This is a genomic window from Pseudomonas sp. GW822-FHT02E03 (assembly GCF_058802325.1).
Window position 1 is genome coordinate 121,013 of the sequence record NZ_JBXAOA010000004.1, and the last position, 16,938, is coordinate 137,950.

Below are 16,938 nucleotides of genomic sequence, written 5' to 3' on the forward strand. Positions count from 1 at the left end.
ATTGCCCGTGTAAAACCCGCGTGACGAATGAAACGGCAAAAACCGTAAAGGTAAATTGTAAAGAATGTAAATTCGCCGCGAATAGTAACGTTTCGCAATTGATACAAATACGTATTTACTCTACATTCCGCGGCCTCAAATCCTTGGGGAGGGGAATTCACATGTCACGCCAACAACCACAATCAACGGTCAGTTCACCACGCTTGCTCGCGTCTGCAATTGGCGTGGTGATCACTGCCGGCTCTGCGGGCCACATGGTTTTCGCGGCCGAAAAGACTGACGAAAAAGCACCGGACAATGCGATTTCCCTGGACGCGACCAGCGTTGTGGGCGAGCAGAATGACACCTCCTACAAGACCGATACTTCGGCCTCCAAGAAGTACACCGCGCCACTGCGCGAGACGCCGAAAAGCGTCACCGTGATTCCGCAACAAGTGATTCGCGACACCGGCGCTACCAGTCTGGTCGACGCCCTGCGCACCACCCCAGGCATCACCTTTGGTGCCGGCGAAGGCGGCAACCCGGCCGGCGATCGTCCGATCATTCGCGGCTTCAACGCCGAAAGCGACACGTTTGTCGACGGCATGCGCGACCCGGCGTCCCAGAGCCGCGAAATCTTCAACGTTGAATCGATCGAAGTCAGCAAGGGCCCGGGTTCAGCCTTCACCGGTGCCGGCTCCACCGGTGGCAGCCTGAACCTGGTGAGCAAGACCCCCAAGCTGGGCAATTCCTACAACGGCGGCTTCACTTGGGGCTCGGACCAGACCCAGCGCACCACCCTTGATCTGAACCAGCAGATGACCGACACCTCGGCCTTACGCTTGAACCTGATGAAGCACGAAGCCAACGTCGCCGGCCGCGATACCGTGGATGTCAGTCGCTGGGGCGTCGCACCGTCCTTCGCCTTCGGCCTGGGCACCGATACCCGCTTGACCGTCGGCTACTACCACGTCGAGACCGACGACATGCCCGACTACGGCATCCCGTTGACGTTGAGCCCCAACCGCAGCAAGCACAACGTCGACAAGCCGGCCAACGTTGACCGCGACAACTTCTACGGCCTCACCGGTCGCGACTTTCGCCAGACCACCAATGACAGCGGCACCCTCAAGATCGAACACGATCTGAATGAAGACCTGACCGTATCGAACAGTTTCCGCATGTCCCGTTCGACCCTGGACTACATCGTCACCAACCCGGACGACAGCAAGGGCAACGTGGTCAATGGCAACGTGTACCGGGGTGCGAAGAGCCGTAACTCGACGTCCAGCGGCTGGATCAACCAGACCGATCTGAGCGCCAAGTTCAACACCGGCGCCATCGAGCACAGTCTGGTGACCGGTCTGGAGTTTTCCTATCAGGACACCCACAACCGTCCGTACCTCCTGACCTCCAGCGCCAGCGGCACTCGATGCAACCGCGCCCTGTTCAATTCCGGCGACTGCACCAGCCTGTACAACCCGACGCCAGGGGATAACTGGAACGGCAGGATCACCGACAGCAAAGCCTTCACCGACACCAACGTCAAGACCGCCGCGGCCTACGTGTTCGACACCCTGAAGTTCAACGAGCAATGGTCCCTGAACCTGGGCCTGCGTTATGACAACTACCAGGTCGAATCCAGTGGCTTCGCCAACGCCAGCAGCACAGCGCCAGCGGGCAGTTTCTCCCGTGAGAACACCAGCGACCTGGTGAACTACCAGATCGGCGTGGTCTACAACCCGTTGCCTAACGGCAGCATTTACGCGGCCTACTCGACCTCCAGCAACCCGGCTGGCGAAACCAGCGGCAACGGTGGCCTGGAACTGGCCGCAAACAACAGCAAACTGGACCCGGAAAAGAACCGCAACTACGAAATCGGCACCAAGTGGGACTTCTTCGGTGACGACCTGTCGCTGACCGCCGCGCTGTTCCGCACCGAGAAAACCAACGCGCGGATCAACGATCCGGACGGCGGCACCACGCAAGTACTGGACGGCGAACAGCAGGTCAATGGCCTGGAACTGAGCTACGCCGGCAAGCTGACCCGTAACTGGAGAGTCTTCGGCGGCTACACCTACATGGACAGCGAAGTGGTCAAAACCACCCTCTCCGCCGATGAAGGCAACCACATGCCAAGCACGCCACAGAACAACTTCACGTTCTGGTCGACCTACGACCTGGTGCCGGACAAGTTGACCGTCGGTGCCGGTGCGACCTACGTCGATTCCCAGTTCGGCAACGTCGCCAACTCGGTGGAGATCCCGTCTTACTGGCGTTACGACGCGATGGCCAGCTACCGCCTGACCAAGAACGTCGACCTGCAACTCAACGTGCAGAACCTGACCGACGAGCGTTACTTCGACCAGATCCTCCAGAACCACTACGCCCACGTGGCGGCGGGCCGTACCGCCCTGCTGAGTGCCAACTTCCACTTCTGATAACAGAAACATGAAGGCCAAAAGCCCAATGCCAGTCAGTTAAACGAGAATCCCTGTGGGAGCGGGCTTGCCCGCGAAAGCAGTGTATGGAGCGACATCAAAGGTGACTGTACCGCCGTCTTCGCGGGCAAGTCGGATCGCCGCACCGCCGCTCCCACAGGTTCCGCGGCGTAACTGACTGGCATTAGGCCAAAGCCCCGTTCATCGAAGTGAACGGGGCTTTTGTGTGTAAAAAAGAATGCTTCTCGACAACTCACGGCATAATGCGCGCCGTGATGATGACTTTTGAACGAACAAGGCGAGCGACGTGTTGAAGAAATCCCTGTTCCAGTTGCACTGGTTTTTCGGCATCAGCGCCGGACTGGTCCTGGCCCTGATGGGCATCACCGGGGCGGCGGTATCGTTCCAGGATGAAATCCTGCGGGCGTTGAACCCCTCTGTGCTGCACGTCGAAAAGCAGATTGCCGGCGTACTGCCACCTGCCGAGCTGGTAGAAAAAATCGAAGGTGCTTCGGGCAAGAAAGTCTCGATGCTCTGGGTCGAGACCGACAGCGGCAACGCCGCGCGGGTGATCTTCACGGCGCCACCCGGTGAACGTCGCGGGCCGATGCGTTACTTCGACCCGTACACCGGCGAGTTCATGGGCGACGTCACCGGCCAGGATTTCTTTGGCCTGATGCTGCAACTGCACCGGGTCCTGGCCATGGGCGATATCGGCCGGCAGATCACCGGCGCCTGTACCCTGATTCTGGTGTTCTTCTGCCTGTCCGGCCTGTACCTGCGTTGGCCACGTCAGTGGAAAAGCTGGCGCGCCTGGCTGACCCTGGACTGGAATAAAAAGGGTCGCAGCTTCAACTGGGATTTGCACTCAGTGGCCGGCACCTGGTGCCTGGTGTTCTATCTTTTGGCAGCGCTGACCGGGCTGTCCTGGTCGTACGAGTGGTACAACAAAGGCCTGACCCGGCTGCTTTCCGATTCGCCGCAGAACGAACGGGTCCGCAGTGGTCGCGGTCCTGCGCCAAGCGGCCCGGCCCCGACTGCCGATTACGCTGCGATATGGAGCAGCATCTACAGCGCCGCCGGCCCTGGGCTTGCCTCCTACAACGTGCGTATGCCGCCCGTGGCCGGGCAACCGGCAACGGTGTTCTACCTGCTGAAGAATTCCCCCCACGACCAGGCACGGAACCAGCTCACCCTCGATCCGGCGACCGGCATCGTCAGCCGTCATGACCGCTACAGCGACAAGAGCCTCAAGGCGCAGCTGCTGACCAGTATCTATGCGCTGCACGTTGGCAGTTATTTCGGGATGATCGGGCGGATTATCCTGACCATCGCCGCGCTGACCATGCCGCTGTTTTTCATCACTGGCTGGTTGCTGTACCTGGACCGTCGACGCAAGAAACGCCAGATCAAGGACGCCCGCAAAGGCCTCGCGCAACCGGGCGGTGATGCACCGGCATGGCTGATCGGCTTCGCCAGTCAGAGCGGGTTTGCCGAACAGCTCGCCTGGCAGACCGCCGGACAACTGCAGGCCGCCGGGTTGCCGGTGAAGGTTCAACCGTTGGCCAATGTCAGCGAACAGGACCTGCAGGATTCCAGCAACGCGCTGTTTGTGGTCAGCACCTTCGGCGACGGTGAAGCGCCGGACAGCGCCCGAGGATTCGAACGCAAAGTGCTGGGTCGGGCATTGAGCTTCGACAGCCTTAACTATGCCGTGCTCGGCCTCGGTGACCGTCAGTACCAACACTTCTGCGGCTTCGCCCGCCGCTTGCACACCTGGTTGGGCGAGCACGGCGGCAAGACCTTGTTCGCCCCGGTGGAGGTCGACAGCGGCGACCCCTACGCCCTGCGTCACTGGCAACAGCAACTCGGCCTGCTGACGGGCCAGGCGCCGGTGGATACCTGGCAAGCACCGAGCTACGACAACTGGACCCTGACCCGCCGCGAATTGATGAACCCGGACAGCAGCGGTTCGCCCGTGTATTTGCTCGGTCTCAGCGCCCCCACCACCAGCAGTTGGCTGGCCGGGGATCTGGTGGAAGTGCTGCCGCGCAATTGTCCGTGGGCCATCGAGCATTTCCTCGACGGCCTGGGGATCGACGGTCGGGCCACGGTTGAGTTCGATGGCCTGTCGCAAACGCTGGAACAAGCCCTCGCCAGCCGCCAACTGCCCGAGAACCGCGCCCATCTGGTCGGCCTGCACGCGCAAGCGCTGGCGGATGCCCTGGTGCCGTTGGCCATGCGCGAATACTCCATCGCCTCGATCGCCGCCGACGGCGTGCTGGAATTGATCGTGCGTCAGGAGTTGCATGCCGACGGCAGCCTGGGCGTCGGTTCCGGCTGGTTGACCGAACACGCTCCCGTGGGCAGCAGCATCAGCCTGCGGGTACGACGCAACAGCGGTTTCCATCTACCGAACGAACCCGTCCCGATGATTCTGCTGGGCAACGGCACCGGGCTGGCCGGGTTGCGCAGTTTGCTCAAGGCGCGGATTGCCGACGGGCAGCAGCGTCACTGGCTGCTGTTCGGCGAGCGTCATCGCGAGCACGACTACCTGTGCCGCGCGGAACTGGAAGAGTGGTTGATCAACGGTGATCTGACGCGACTGGATCTGGCATTCTCGCGAGATCAGCCAGAGAAGATCTATGTGCAGGATCGCTTGCGCGAATCTGCCGACGAGTTGAAAAAATGGCTGGCCGATGGCGCTGTGATTTACATCTGCGGCAGTTTGCAGGGGATGGCTTCTGGCGTAGATCACGTGCTCAACGAATTGCTCGGCATTGAAGAAGTCGACCGCCTGATCGAACAAGGCCGCTACCGCCGCGACGTCTACTGACACACCCCATTAAATGTGGGAGCGGGCTTGCTCGCGAAAGCGATGTAACAGTTGATCGTTCCCACGCTCCGCGTGGGAATGCAGCCCAGGACGCTCCGCGTCCCACAACAGCCGAACGCAGAGCGTCCGTTGAGGCATTCCCACGCGGAGCATGGGAACGATCGTGCAGTCCTCACACCGGCTGCAACGTGCGCTCAAACACCTCTACCCCATCCAGATCCCGCAACACCACACTCAACTCCCCCGTCTGCCCATCGATATTCACCTCGCCAAAAAACTGAAACCCGGCAAACGGCGAGGTGTTCTGCGCAGGTGGTGCTTTCTCGAACACCACCTCGGGGCCGAAGGTTTTATCCAGCGCATTCGGCCCGAAGCTCCCCGCATTCAACGGCCCCGCGACAAACTCCCAGAACGGTTCGAAGTCCTGAAACGCCGCGCGATCCGGGTGGTAATGGTGCGCTGCGCAGTAATGCACATCCGCCGTGAGGAATACGAAATTACGCACCTGCTGCGCCCGCAGAAAACCGAGTAATTCAGCGATCTCTACTTCACGGCCCTGCGCCGGGCCTGGATCACCATTGGCCACCGCTTCCCACCGCGCCACACCGGGGCGGACTTCACCGTCGGGTACGCCGAGGCCGATGGGCATGTCGGCGGCAATGACTTTCCATTGGGCCTGGGAGCCTTTCAATTCGCGTTTGAGCCAGTCCAATTGTTCTCGACCGAGAAACGGCTTGGCGGCACCGAGGTTGTCGTCATTGGCTTCGCGATAACTGCGCATGTCGAGCACGAACACATCAAGCATCGGCCCATAACTCAGCTTGCGATAAATCCGCCCGCCGTCATCGGCACTCTGCAAGCGCATCGGCGCGTATTCCAGCCAGGCCTGGCGCGCACGGCCCACCAGGCTGTGGATATCTTTGCTTTTGTATCGCTCATCCAGTTGTTTGCCCGGCGACCAGTTGTTCACCACTTCGTGGTCGTCCCACTGCCAGATTTGCGGGACCTCGGCATTGAAGCGGCGGATGTTTTCGTCCATCAGGTTGTAGCGGTAATTGCCGCGATAGTCGTCGAGGGTTTCGGCGACTTTGCTCTTGGCTTCGCTGGTGAGGTTGCGCCACACCCGGCCACTTTCGGTGGTCAGTTGCGCCGGAACCGGGCTGTCGGCGTAGATGGTGTCGCCGCTGTGGATAAAAAAGTCCGGCAGGCGCAGACGCATGGCTTCGTAGATGCGCATGCCGCCGATGTCCGGGTTGATGCCGAAGCCCTGGCCGACTGTGTCACCGCTCCAGACAAAGCGAATATTCCGCCGGGCGGTTGGCACACTGCGCAGATGACCGAACCAGGGTTCACTGGCAACACCGCTCTGGGCGTCTTCGAACGTCACGCGGTAGAAAATTGCCTGATCGGCGGGCAGACCCGTGAGTTCGACCCGGGCGGTGAAGTCAGTGCGGGCATCGGCCAATGGCGAGACGAATCGACGAGGATTACTGAACAGGCTCCGTGTGTCCCATTCCACCACCATCCGCGCCGCGCGGTCACTACGGCTCCAGATCATCGCCCGGTCGCCCAACAGGTCGCCGGACTGCACGCCATCGGTGAGTTGCGGCCGATCCTTGACCGAAGCAATCACCGCCGGGGCCAGGCCGGGCAGCAACAGCCCGGCGCCAACGGCTTGCATGACGCGACGACGGCCGAGGTCAAATTCGCTCATGGTGTTCTCCCTGAAAAAGGAAAACTTAAGCATGTGCGCATGACGCTCGTGTGAAAAACGCAAACCCTGTGGGAACGGGCTTACCCGTGATAGCAGCGCAACAGTCACCGAATGGGTTGAATGTTAAACCGTCATCGCGGGCAAGCCCGCTCCCACAGGGTTTAGAGTCAGGCGTTGGCCGGTTCCAGCGCCAGCTCCACCGTTTCCGGCCGCTTGAGCAGCGCATACGTCACCGCCGTCAGCAGACTCCCGGCCACGATCGCCAGCAGATACAACAGCGCATGGTTGATCGCATTCGGAATCAGCATCACGAACAATCCACCGTGCGGCGCCATGAGTTTGCAGCCGAAATACATCGACAACGCGCCGGTCAGCGCACCGCCGGCGATGCTTGCCGGAATAACCCGCAGCGGGTCTTTCGCCGCAAACGGAATCGCCCCTTCGGAGATAAAGCACAGCCCCAACACCAGCGCCGCTTTACCGGCCTCGCGTTCAGTCTGGGCGAACTTGCGCCGAGCAATGAACGTGGCGATGCCCAGGCCAATCGGCGGCACCATGCCGGCCGCCATGGTCGCGGCCATCGGTGCATAACTTTGCGACGCCAGCAGCCCGACCGAAAACGCGTAAGCGGCTTTGTTGATCGGCCCGCCGAGGTCGACGCACATCATGCCGCCCAGCAGCACACCCAGCAGAATGGCGTTGGTGGTGCCCATGCTGTCGAGGAAGTGCGTGAGCCCTGCAAGCATCCCGGCCACCGGTTTGCCGACCACATAGATCATCACCAGACCGGTGAACAGGCTCGCCAGCAACGGGATGATCAGGATCGGTTTCAGCGCCTCAAGGCTCTGCGGCAAACGCGCATAGCGATTGATCGCCTGGGCCGCATAGCCAGCGATGAAACCGGCAATGATGCCGCCGATGAAACCGGCACCCAGGGTGCTCGCCAGCAAACCGCCGATCATCCCCGGCGCCAGGCCCGGGCGGTCGGCGATCGAGTAGGCGATATAGCCCGCCAGCAACGGCACCATCAGTTTGAACGCGGTGTCGCCGCCGATCTGCATCAGCGCCGCCGCGAGCGTGCCTTCCTCCTTGAATGCAGTGATACCGAACACGAAGGACAAGGCGATCATCAAACCGCCCGCCACCACCATCGGCAACATGAACGAGACACCGGTCAGCAGGTGTTTGTAGATGCCGGTCTTCTCTTGCTTGGCCGGGCCTTTGGCGCCGGTCGAAGCGCTTTCCTGTTTGCCTTCGGCCAGGGCTTTGTTCAGCGTCGCTTCGGCCTGTTTCAGCGCAATGCCGGTGCCGCAGCGGTAGATTTTCTTACCCGCGAAACGCTCGGTGGCGACTTCGATGTCTGCCGCCAGCAGCACCACGTCGGCATCGGCAATCGCTTCTGCGCTGAGTGGATTGCGCGCGCCGACCGAGCCTTGGGTTTCCACTTGCAGATCGTAGCCCAGACGCTTGGCCGCTTGCTGCAGGGCTTCGGCGGCCATGAAGGTGTGGGCGACGCCGGTCGGGCACGCGGTGACGGCCACCAGGCGTGGCGCGCTTTTAACGGCGGCGGCAGGCTCGGCGGCGACTTCGGGCGCGACATAAACCTCAGCCTCCTCCACCCCGCGACGCAGCACCGCTTCGACATCTTGCAGGGCCTGGGCCGGGGTGCTCTGGAACACCCGTTTGCCGACGAATCGCGACATATCCACCGGCGCGCTGGTGACCAGCAACACCCACTCGGCGGCTTCGATGGTCGCGGCCGACAGTTGACGTTCCGGATGGGCCGCATCAACGACTTCGACACTGGTGCTCCAGCCCTGACGCTGGGCCGCTGCATCGAGCAGACGAGCGCACAGCACACTGGTGACCATGCCGTTCGGGCAGGCCGTAACAATGGCTAACTTCATTGCAAACCCTCTTATTGTTCTGTCAGGGGGCGCAGGCGCACGCCCTGTTCAAGGTGCGCCAGTTGCGCGGCGTCGCCGATACCAAAACCGATCTGGGTCACGGCCATGGCGGCAATCGCGGTGGCGGTGCGCAAGGTTTGTTCGGGCGTATCGGCACTGAGCAAACCGTGCAGCATGCCCGCCAGCAACGAATCCCCTGCCCCAACGGTGCTGATCACGCTGACCTTGGGCGGCGTGGCGTGCATGGCCGAGCCGACACTGAACCAGTTCACCCCGTCGGCACCGTCGGAAATCACCACGTGCTCGATACCATGTGCATGCAAACGGCTCGCCGCCTCGGCTTGGGCCCCCACGGAAACCACCTCGCAACCCAGCGCTTCTGCCAATTCTTCGGTGTTGGGCTTGATCAGCCAGGGGCCGGCCACCAGACCTGCGCGCAAGGCTTCACCGCTGGTGTCGAGCGCCACTTTCAAACCGCGCTTTTTCAAGCGCTGGATCAACTCCCGCAGCCACTGAGGATTCACGCCACGGGGCAGACTCCCGGCCACGACGACCGCGTCATGCCCTGGAGCAATCTGGTCGAGTCGATCGAGCAAAGCCTGCTGCGCCGCTTCACTGACCCTCGGCCCCGGGCCGTTGATGTCGGTGATGCGCCCATCGCTTTCCGCCAGTTTGATATTGCTGCGGGTCTCGCCGGGGACACGGACAAACGCGTCGGTAAAACCGCGTTTGGCAAACAGGGTTTCGAACGCCTGAAGGTTGTCTTCCCCGAGAAAACCGCTGACGGTCAGCTGATGCCCGAGGTCGGCCAGCACCTGCGCCACGTTCACCCCTTTGCCGGCGGCGTGGGTGTGCATTTCGTCGCTGCGATTGACCTGACCGGCGGTAAGTAGCGGCAATTGAACGGTGAGGTCCAGCGCCGGGTTAAGGGTCAGGGTTAAGATCTTGGCCATTACAGGGCCTCCACTAATGCACGGACTTCGTTCGCGCTGCCCACGGCCAGGGCCTGTTGGGCAAGGGTTTGAGTCTGGGTCAGGCTGAGTTCACGAATGCGCGCCTTGACCTCGGCAATGCTGCGGCCCGACACGCTCAACTCATCCACACCCAGGCCCACCAGCACCGGCACCGCCAGCGGATCGGCCGCCAGTTCACCGCACACGCCGACCCACTTGCCATGAGCATGAGCCGCACGCACGGTGATGTCGATCAGTTGCAGCACCGCCGGATGCAAGCCGTCAGCCTGGGCCGACAAGGTCGGATGACCACGGTCGATGGCCAGGGTGTATTGCGTCAGGTCGTTGGTGCCAACACTGAAGAAATCCACTTCCTTGGCCAGCACCGGCGCCAGCAAAGCGGCCGACGGCACTTCGATCATGATCCCCAGTTGCAGGTCCGCAACCGGGATTTCCAGGCGCAGACGTTCGGTCATGTCCCGCGCCTGACGCCACTCATCGACGCTGCCGACCATCGGGAACATGATCCGCAATGGACGGTTGTCCGCCGCACGCAGCAAGGCGCGCAACTGCGCTTCCATGACCTGCGGGCGTTGCAGGGTCAGGCGAATGCCACGCACGCCGAGGAACGGGTTTTCTTCTTTCGCGATCGGCCAGTACGGCAGCGGTTTGTCACCACCGACGTCGAGGGTACGCACCACCAGCGGTCGCCCGGCCAGGCCATCGAGCACACGACGGTATTCGACCTCCTGAGTCGCCTCGTCCGGCGCTTGCGAGTGGGCCATGAAAATCAGTTCGGTGCGCAGCAGGCCAATGCCTTCGGCGCCCTGCTCCACCGCACTGGTGACGCCGGCGCTTTCACCGATATTGGCGAATACTTCCACCGCGTGACCATCGGTGGTCAGCGCCGGTTGATGGCGTTGTTCGGCGGCGGCTTTCAAGCGCAGTTCGCGGGTGTCGCGTTCTTCGGTAGCACGCTGCAAGGTCGCGGCATCGGCATCCACGTGCAGGCGACCGCGTTGCCCATCGATCAACAGCGGTGTGCCCGGTTTCAGCAGCAACACGGCGGCACCGGCACCCACCAACGCCGGAATACCCAGGGCACGCGCGACGATGGCGCTGTGGGCCGTGGCGCCACCGCGAGCGGTGAGGATGCCGGCGACACGCGTCGGATCGAGACGTGCCACGTCGGACGGGCCGACTTCGTCCATCACCAGAATGTATGGCTGCTCCGGCTCGGCTGGCGTTTCGACCCCACTCAATTGCGCCAGCACCCGACGGCCAATGTCGCGCAAATCGGCGGCACGTTCGGCGAGCAAGGCGTCCTGCAGCGATTCCTGTTGTTTGGCAGCGGCTTCAATCACCGCCATCCATGCTGCTTCGGCGCTTTCGCCTTGCTTGAGACGGGTGTCGACTTCGTCGGTCAGTTCCGGGTCGTCGAGCATTTCCTGGTGGGTGATGAAAATCTCGCGGATGGCTTTGGCCTTGCTGCGCTCGATCAGGCCTTCAATGTCGCGACGCACATCCGCCAGCGCTTGCTTGAGGCGTTCGCGCTCGATGGCGGCGGACTCACCGCGCAGCGGGTAATCGATGACTTGCTGCACTTGAATATGCGCCGGGCCGATGGCGATCCCTGGGGCAGCAGCAATCGCCTGAATCAAACTGCCGGAGGCCGGTGCAAGCAGCACTTCGGCAACATCGGCGATCACTTCGCGATGTTGGCTCACTGCCGGCAGCGGCTCGACTTCTTCACCGAGGCCTTCTTCGATGGCCGCCAGCAAGGCTGGCAAGGCATCGGCGGCGATGGTCGGTTCGGCGATGAATTCCAGCACCTGACCGCGACGGGCGCCAAGGCTGAGCAGTTTGCTCAAACTCTTCACCGACACCGCGCTGTCGTGACCGTCGACGATGCGCACGCGGATTTCGCCTTCAAAACTTTTCGCCAGTTGCGCGAGGATCTTCGCCGGGCGCGCATGCAAACCGTGGGTGTTGGCCAAGGCAATGCGTGCGCTCGGCCAATCCGCCGGCACTTCACCGCCGAGGACTTCCAGCACCGCGCGGCTGCTGGTGGCACGGCCCAGCTCATGACCACGGCCTTCGATCAGCAACGCGCAAAGGCGTTCGAGCAATGCCTGATGGGCTTCACCTAGGCTGGCCAGGCAGAACAGACCGCTCAACGGCTGACCGAGGTAGCGCATGGGTTTATCCGGGGTAACGAACGCCAGGCCCGGACGCTTCACCGTTTGTTCACTGTGCAGCCACCACAAGCCATCGCCCAGCGGCAGCGCGTCGACCTGCTGCAAGACGCCGGCAAAACCGTTGCTCACGCAGTCGGCCTGACGCAGCAAGCGGGCACCGCGCCAGACCAGTTCTTCGAAGTCATCGGCGGAGACTCCGAGGCCGATCATCTGTGCGTCCAGCGCCAATTCTTGCGGCGCGCCTTGCAGCAGTTTCAGCAAGGCTTCGGCGGTGCTGGCGCGACGCAGGGCCTGGCCCAGATCGGTTTCACCGAGGGCGCGGGTCAGCAGTTGCAGCAGGCGCAGGTGTTCATCGGATTTGGCGGCGATACCGATGGCCAGATAAACGATCTGGCCATCTCCCCAGTCCACGCCGTCAGGAAACTGCATCAGCCGCACGCCGGTGGAAAACACCAGATCACGGGTTTGCGGGGTGCCGTGGGGGATGGCAATACCTTGACCGAGAAAGGTCGAGCCCTGGGCTTCCCGGGCCTGCAAGCCCGCAAGGTAACCATCCGCCACCAGGCCATCGGTCACGAGTCGGTCAGCGAGTAATTGCAGGGCGGTGGCTTTATCCACAGCCGACTGGCCCATGGATATCTGCTCTATGGTGAGCTCGAGCATGCTTTCTCCTTTTTGGCGCCGTGTGACGCCAGGTATTGTTTTGATTGATTCAGCTTAGGCCCTTTGGGAGCGCCTTTTCAGGGGCAGTTTTGGCGGTTTCACGGCAGAACCGACCAAAGCGACCTGAAACGTAGAAAATACGCCTGCTGAAACGTTTAATCTAGAATGTTAGGCACGTTACTCGATAATGTCTCATCCTTGAAGTCCAATTGTCGGATGTGCTGCCACAATGATCGCCTGCCGAATCGGGTAGGATTGGCGAAAATGCCGGGCACGCTCGAATAAACAAGGAAATACCGGGTTGAAACTCAGTGATATTGCACAGTTGGCCGGCGTCTCCGTGACCACCGCCAGTTATGTCATCAACGGCAAGGCCGAACAGCAACGTATCAGCAGCGCCACCGTCGAGCGCGTGCGAGCAGTTGTCGAACAACATGGCTTCACACCCAATCCTCAGGCCGCCGGACTGCGCAGTCGGCACACCCGCACCTTGGGGTTCATTCTGCCGGACCTGGAAAACCCCAGTTACGCGCGAATCGCCAAACTGCTGGAACAAGGTGCCCGGGCTCGCGGCTATCAATTGCTGATCGCCAGCTCCGACGATGCGCCAGACAGCGAACGGCAATTACTGCAACTGTTCCGCGCCCGCCGCTGCGATGCACTGATCGTCGCCAGTTGCCTGCCGGCCGGCGATGACAGTTACCGCCAGTTGCAGGCCAAAGGCATTCCGATCATCGCCATCGACCGGGTGATGGAGCCTGAGCACTTTTGCTCGGTGATCAGTGACGACCGCGAAGCCAGTCTGCAGCTTACCCGCAGCCTGCTGGACCCGTTGCCCAAGCAGATCGCCTTGATCGGTGCCCGTCCCGAATTGAGTATCAGCCAGGAACGGGCGGCGGGTTTCAAGGAAGCGCTGAACGGCTTCAAAGGCGAGGCGCTGATCGAGCACGGCGAGTCGTTCAGCCGTGAGTGCGGCAAGCAATTGATGGAAGAGTTGCTTCAGCGCCTGGGCCATTTGCCGGATGCGTTGGTAACCACCTCCTACGTGCTGCTTCAGGGCGTGTTCGATGCCTTGCATGACTTCCCGCTGAAAACCCGCCCGCTACGCCTGGGCACCTTCGGTGATACGCAGTTGCTGGACTTCCTGCCGCTGCCGGTCAACGCCATGTCCCAGCAGCATCAACTGATCGCCGACAAAGCTTTGCAACTGGCGTTGGCGGCCATTGAACAGGCCGATTACCAACCCGGCGTGCAGGCCATCGCGCGAACCTTCAAGCAGCGAATTCATCAGGACTGAGCCGTGGAACTGATCGACACCCACACTCATCTGGATTTCCCGGATTTCGACGTGGATCGTCAGGCGCTGCTGGCCGAGAGCCGCGCCCTCGGCGTGCGGCGGATGGTGGTGCTGGGGGTTTATCAGGCCAATTGGCAGCGGGTCTGGGACCTGGTGCAAAGCGATCCCGATCTGCATGCGGCGTTCGGTTTGCACCCGGTGTATCTGGATGACCATCGCCCTGAGGATTTGACCGAACTCGGTGATTGGCTGACGCGTCTGGCGGGCCATCGACAGCTATGCGCGGTGGGTGAGATCGGTCTGGATTATTTCATCGAAACCCTGGATCGCGAACGCCAGCAAGCGCTGTTCGACGCTCAACTGCAACTGGCGGCGGACTTCAATCTGCCGGCACTGATTCACGTGCGACGCAGCCATGCGGCGGTGATTGCCACGCTCAAACGGTTTCGCTTGAAGCGCGCGGGAATCATTCACGCCTTCGCCGGTAGCCAGGAAGAGGCTCGCGAATACATCAAGCTGGGTTTCAAACTCGGCCTCGGCGGCGCCGCGACCTGGCCGCAGGCCCTGCGCATGCACCGTGTGCTCGCCGGTTTGCCCCTTGAATCGGTGGTACTGGAAACCGACTCACCGGACATGGCCCCCGCCATGTTCCCCGGCCAACGTAATAGCCCGGCTCATTTGCCGGCAATCTGCGCGGCACTGGCTGCCATCATGGCAGTCAGTCCCGAACGACTGGCGTCCGCCAGCACGACCAATGCGTGTGAGCTGTTCAACTGGTAATCCAATACCTGTGGGAGCGGGCTTGCTCGCGAAGAGGCCGTCACATTCAAATTTTATGTGACTGATAGACCGCTTTCGCGAGCAAGCCCGCTCCCACATTGGATCCTCTGCGCGGCATCAAACCCGGAACGCGCTGATCAATTGCTTGAGTTCCACCACCTGCGCCGACAACGCTCGGCTGGCATTTTCGGTCTGGTGCGCGCCGTCAGCGGTGCGCTCACCGGCACGGTTGATCTCGACGATATTCTGGTCGATGTCGTGAGCCACGGCAGTCTGTTGCTCAACCGCGGCGGCGATCTGCTGGTTCTGGTCGACGATCATGCCGACGGCGCCGAGGATGTTTTCCAGCGCCTGCTGAACCTTTTCCGACTGCCCGACCGTGCCGTTGGCCATCTGATGGCTGGTGCCCATCGCCTTGACCGCCGCACCGACACCGCTGTGCAGCTTGGCGATCATCTGCTCGATTTCTTCGGTCGATTGCTGGGTGCGTTTGGCCAGGGTCCGGACCTCGTCCGCCACCACCGCAAAACCACGGCCCTGCTCGCCTGCGCGCGCGGCTTCGATGGCCGCGTTGAGGGCCAGCAGGTTGGTCTGTTCGGCAATGCTTTTGATCACTTCCAGCACACGACTGATGGATTGGCTGTCGCTGGCCAGTTGATTGATCACCCGTACCGACTGATCGATCTCACTGGCCAGTGCAGCGATGCTGCCCTGCTGGGACTCCACCAGGCCGCGCCCGCTGATGGTCTCGTCGTTGACGCTATGGGCGCTGCTGACAGCCGCCGCGGCACTGCGCGCCACCTCCAGAGACGTGGCTGACATCTGGTTCATCGCGGTGGCGACCTGCTCGATCTGCGTGCGTTGCCCCGCCACCGCCTGATTGCTCTGAGCGGACACGTTCTCGACCTGGCCGGCCTGACGCTCGACCTCACCAACGGTCTGGCCCACCCGCTCGATCAGATCATGGATCTTCTTCACGGTGCCGGTGAATACCTCGCCCAGCTCGCCCAGTTCATCGCGGCTGTTAGCGCTGAAGGTCACGGTCATGTCACCGGCCGCCACTTTATCCATCACCGCGCCAAGCCGCTTGAGGGTGGTGCGGGTCGAAGCGTAGAAACCGCCATAGAGGTAAAAAATCAACACAAACACCACCGCCAATGCCACCACCTGCAAGATCATATGGGTGCGATGCTGCTCCAGCCGCTGCTGCAACTGGGTACCGAGAAACTTCAGGGTGGCTTCATTGAGTTGGTAAGTCTGGTCGATCAGGCCCGTGACCTGATCGTAAAAGGCCTGCCACGGTGCATCGAGGGTTTCAGCCATCACCACCTGTTCTTCGAACAGTTCACTGGCCTTTTTCAGAGAGGCCTTGCTGCTTTCAGCCTGAGCGGCCAGGGTTTCGTGCGCTGCTTTACTGGAGCCCAGAGCATCCTGCAATTTCAGACCGTATTCAGCTTGAAGCTTTTCGATCTGCGCCAGCAATTCATCGAACCGGGTGCTCGACGACGAATTGAGAAAGCCCTGTCCCAACGAGTAAGAGCCCATCGCCCGGCCTTCGCCAAGCGTCTGGGTGACGGCTGGCGTGACGTTGGTAATGAGCTCGCTCAGCTGACGCATGTCGCTCTGACTGTCGCGGCTCAGGCCGGCCTGACTGGCAATGATCTGGCTGAAAATCTGCGCGTTGCCGAGCAACTTGCCGATCAGCGCACTTTTGCTTTGCAGGGAGGTTTCCGTTTGCTGGGCCTTGAACGCGGCGATCATTTCATCGCGCTTGCCATCGAAGAAGGTGATTTGTTCCGGGTCAGTGGTCATCGCCGCCAGCCCTTGCAAACGGGTCAGAACACTTTGCTCCAGGGCGCTGATGTTCGACTCGACATGACCGGCCTTGCCGGACTGGCCAAGGGTAACGTTGATCTGCACCAGGTTGTTCAGGGTTTCCAGATCCCGGCGCAGGCTCAGGCCGCTGCCCAGCAGGTCGAGGCTCTGCAGCTCGACCCGTGTGCCCTGGAATTCGCGATAGGAATCGCGCACCAGATAGAAGTTGGTCACCAGCATCGGCACAAGGAACAGCACGCTGATCAGGCTGAACTTCATGCCGAAGCTCAGGCGGTTCATCAGCGCGACGGCGGGATAGAGCAAGCTCTTCACTGTGAAGTCTCCCTTTTGAATT

General features: G+C 61.5%; 9 protein-coding genes. 4 read left to right on the forward strand and 5 right to left on the reverse strand.

The features are described from left to right. Positions 1-161 precede the first annotated feature (161 nt). Together AC1RQB_RS04805 and AC1RQB_RS04810 are read left to right on the forward strand one after the other, a co-directional pair. Positions 162-2,420 (forward strand): TonB-dependent receptor, encoded by a 2,259-nt coding sequence (locus AC1RQB_RS04805; RefSeq protein WP_063341572.1) that lies wholly within the window; start codon positions 162-164, stop codon positions 2,418-2,420. Positions 2,421-2,727: 307 nt separating this feature from the next. Then, positions 2,728-5,256, forward strand: coding sequence for a PepSY domain-containing protein (locus tag AC1RQB_RS04810; RefSeq protein WP_063341573.1), 2,529 nt, complete (start codon positions 2,728-2,730; stop codon positions 5,254-5,256). 172 nt (positions 5,257-5,428) lie between these two features. Here AC1RQB_RS04810 and AC1RQB_RS04815 read toward each other — a convergent pair whose 3' ends face one another. From AC1RQB_RS04815 to ptsP, 4 genes are all read right to left on the reverse strand, one after another. Next, positions 5,429-6,970, reverse strand: coding sequence for an alkaline phosphatase D family protein (locus AC1RQB_RS04815; RefSeq protein WP_063341574.1), 1,542 nt, complete (start codon positions 6,968-6,970; stop codon positions 5,429-5,431). Between the two features lie 167 nt (positions 6,971-7,137). After that, positions 7,138-8,877, reverse strand: a complete 1,740-nt coding sequence (locus AC1RQB_RS04820; RefSeq protein ID WP_063341575.1) for a PTS fructose-like transporter subunit IIB — start codon at positions 8,875-8,877, stop codon at positions 7,138-7,140. An 11-nt stretch (positions 8,878-8,888) separates the two neighbouring features. Further along, a complete protein-coding gene (gene pfkB, locus AC1RQB_RS04825; RefSeq protein WP_063341576.1) occupies positions 8,889-9,830 on the reverse strand; it encodes a 1-phosphofructokinase in 942 nt (313 codons plus the stop codon). Beyond that, positions 9,830-12,691 (reverse strand): phosphoenolpyruvate--protein phosphotransferase, encoded by a 2,862-nt coding sequence (gene ptsP, locus AC1RQB_RS04830; RefSeq protein ID WP_063341577.1) that lies wholly within the window; start codon positions 12,689-12,691, stop codon positions 9,830-9,832. The genes pfkB and ptsP overlap by 1 nt, the downstream gene beginning before the upstream one ends. A gap of 301 nt (positions 12,692-12,992) precedes the next feature. On the opposite strand from ptsP, the gene cra reads away from it, so the two are divergent. Next, on the forward strand, positions 12,993-13,988 hold the full coding sequence (cra, locus tag AC1RQB_RS04835) for a catabolite repressor/activator (RefSeq protein ID WP_007900424.1): 996 nt from the start codon (positions 12,993-12,995) through the stop codon (positions 13,986-13,988). 3 nt (positions 13,989-13,991) lie between these two features. After that, entirely contained in the window at positions 13,992-14,768 is a 777-nt protein-coding gene (locus AC1RQB_RS04840; protein WP_063341578.1) for a TatD family hydrolase, read from the forward strand. Between the two features lie 117 nt (positions 14,769-14,885). Here AC1RQB_RS04840 and AC1RQB_RS04845 read toward each other — a convergent pair whose 3' ends face one another. Continuing rightward, positions 14,886-16,916, reverse strand: a complete 2,031-nt coding sequence (locus AC1RQB_RS04845) for a methyl-accepting chemotaxis protein (protein ID WP_063341579.1) — start codon at positions 16,914-16,916, stop codon at positions 14,886-14,888. Between the last annotated feature and the right edge of the window lie 22 nt (positions 16,917-16,938).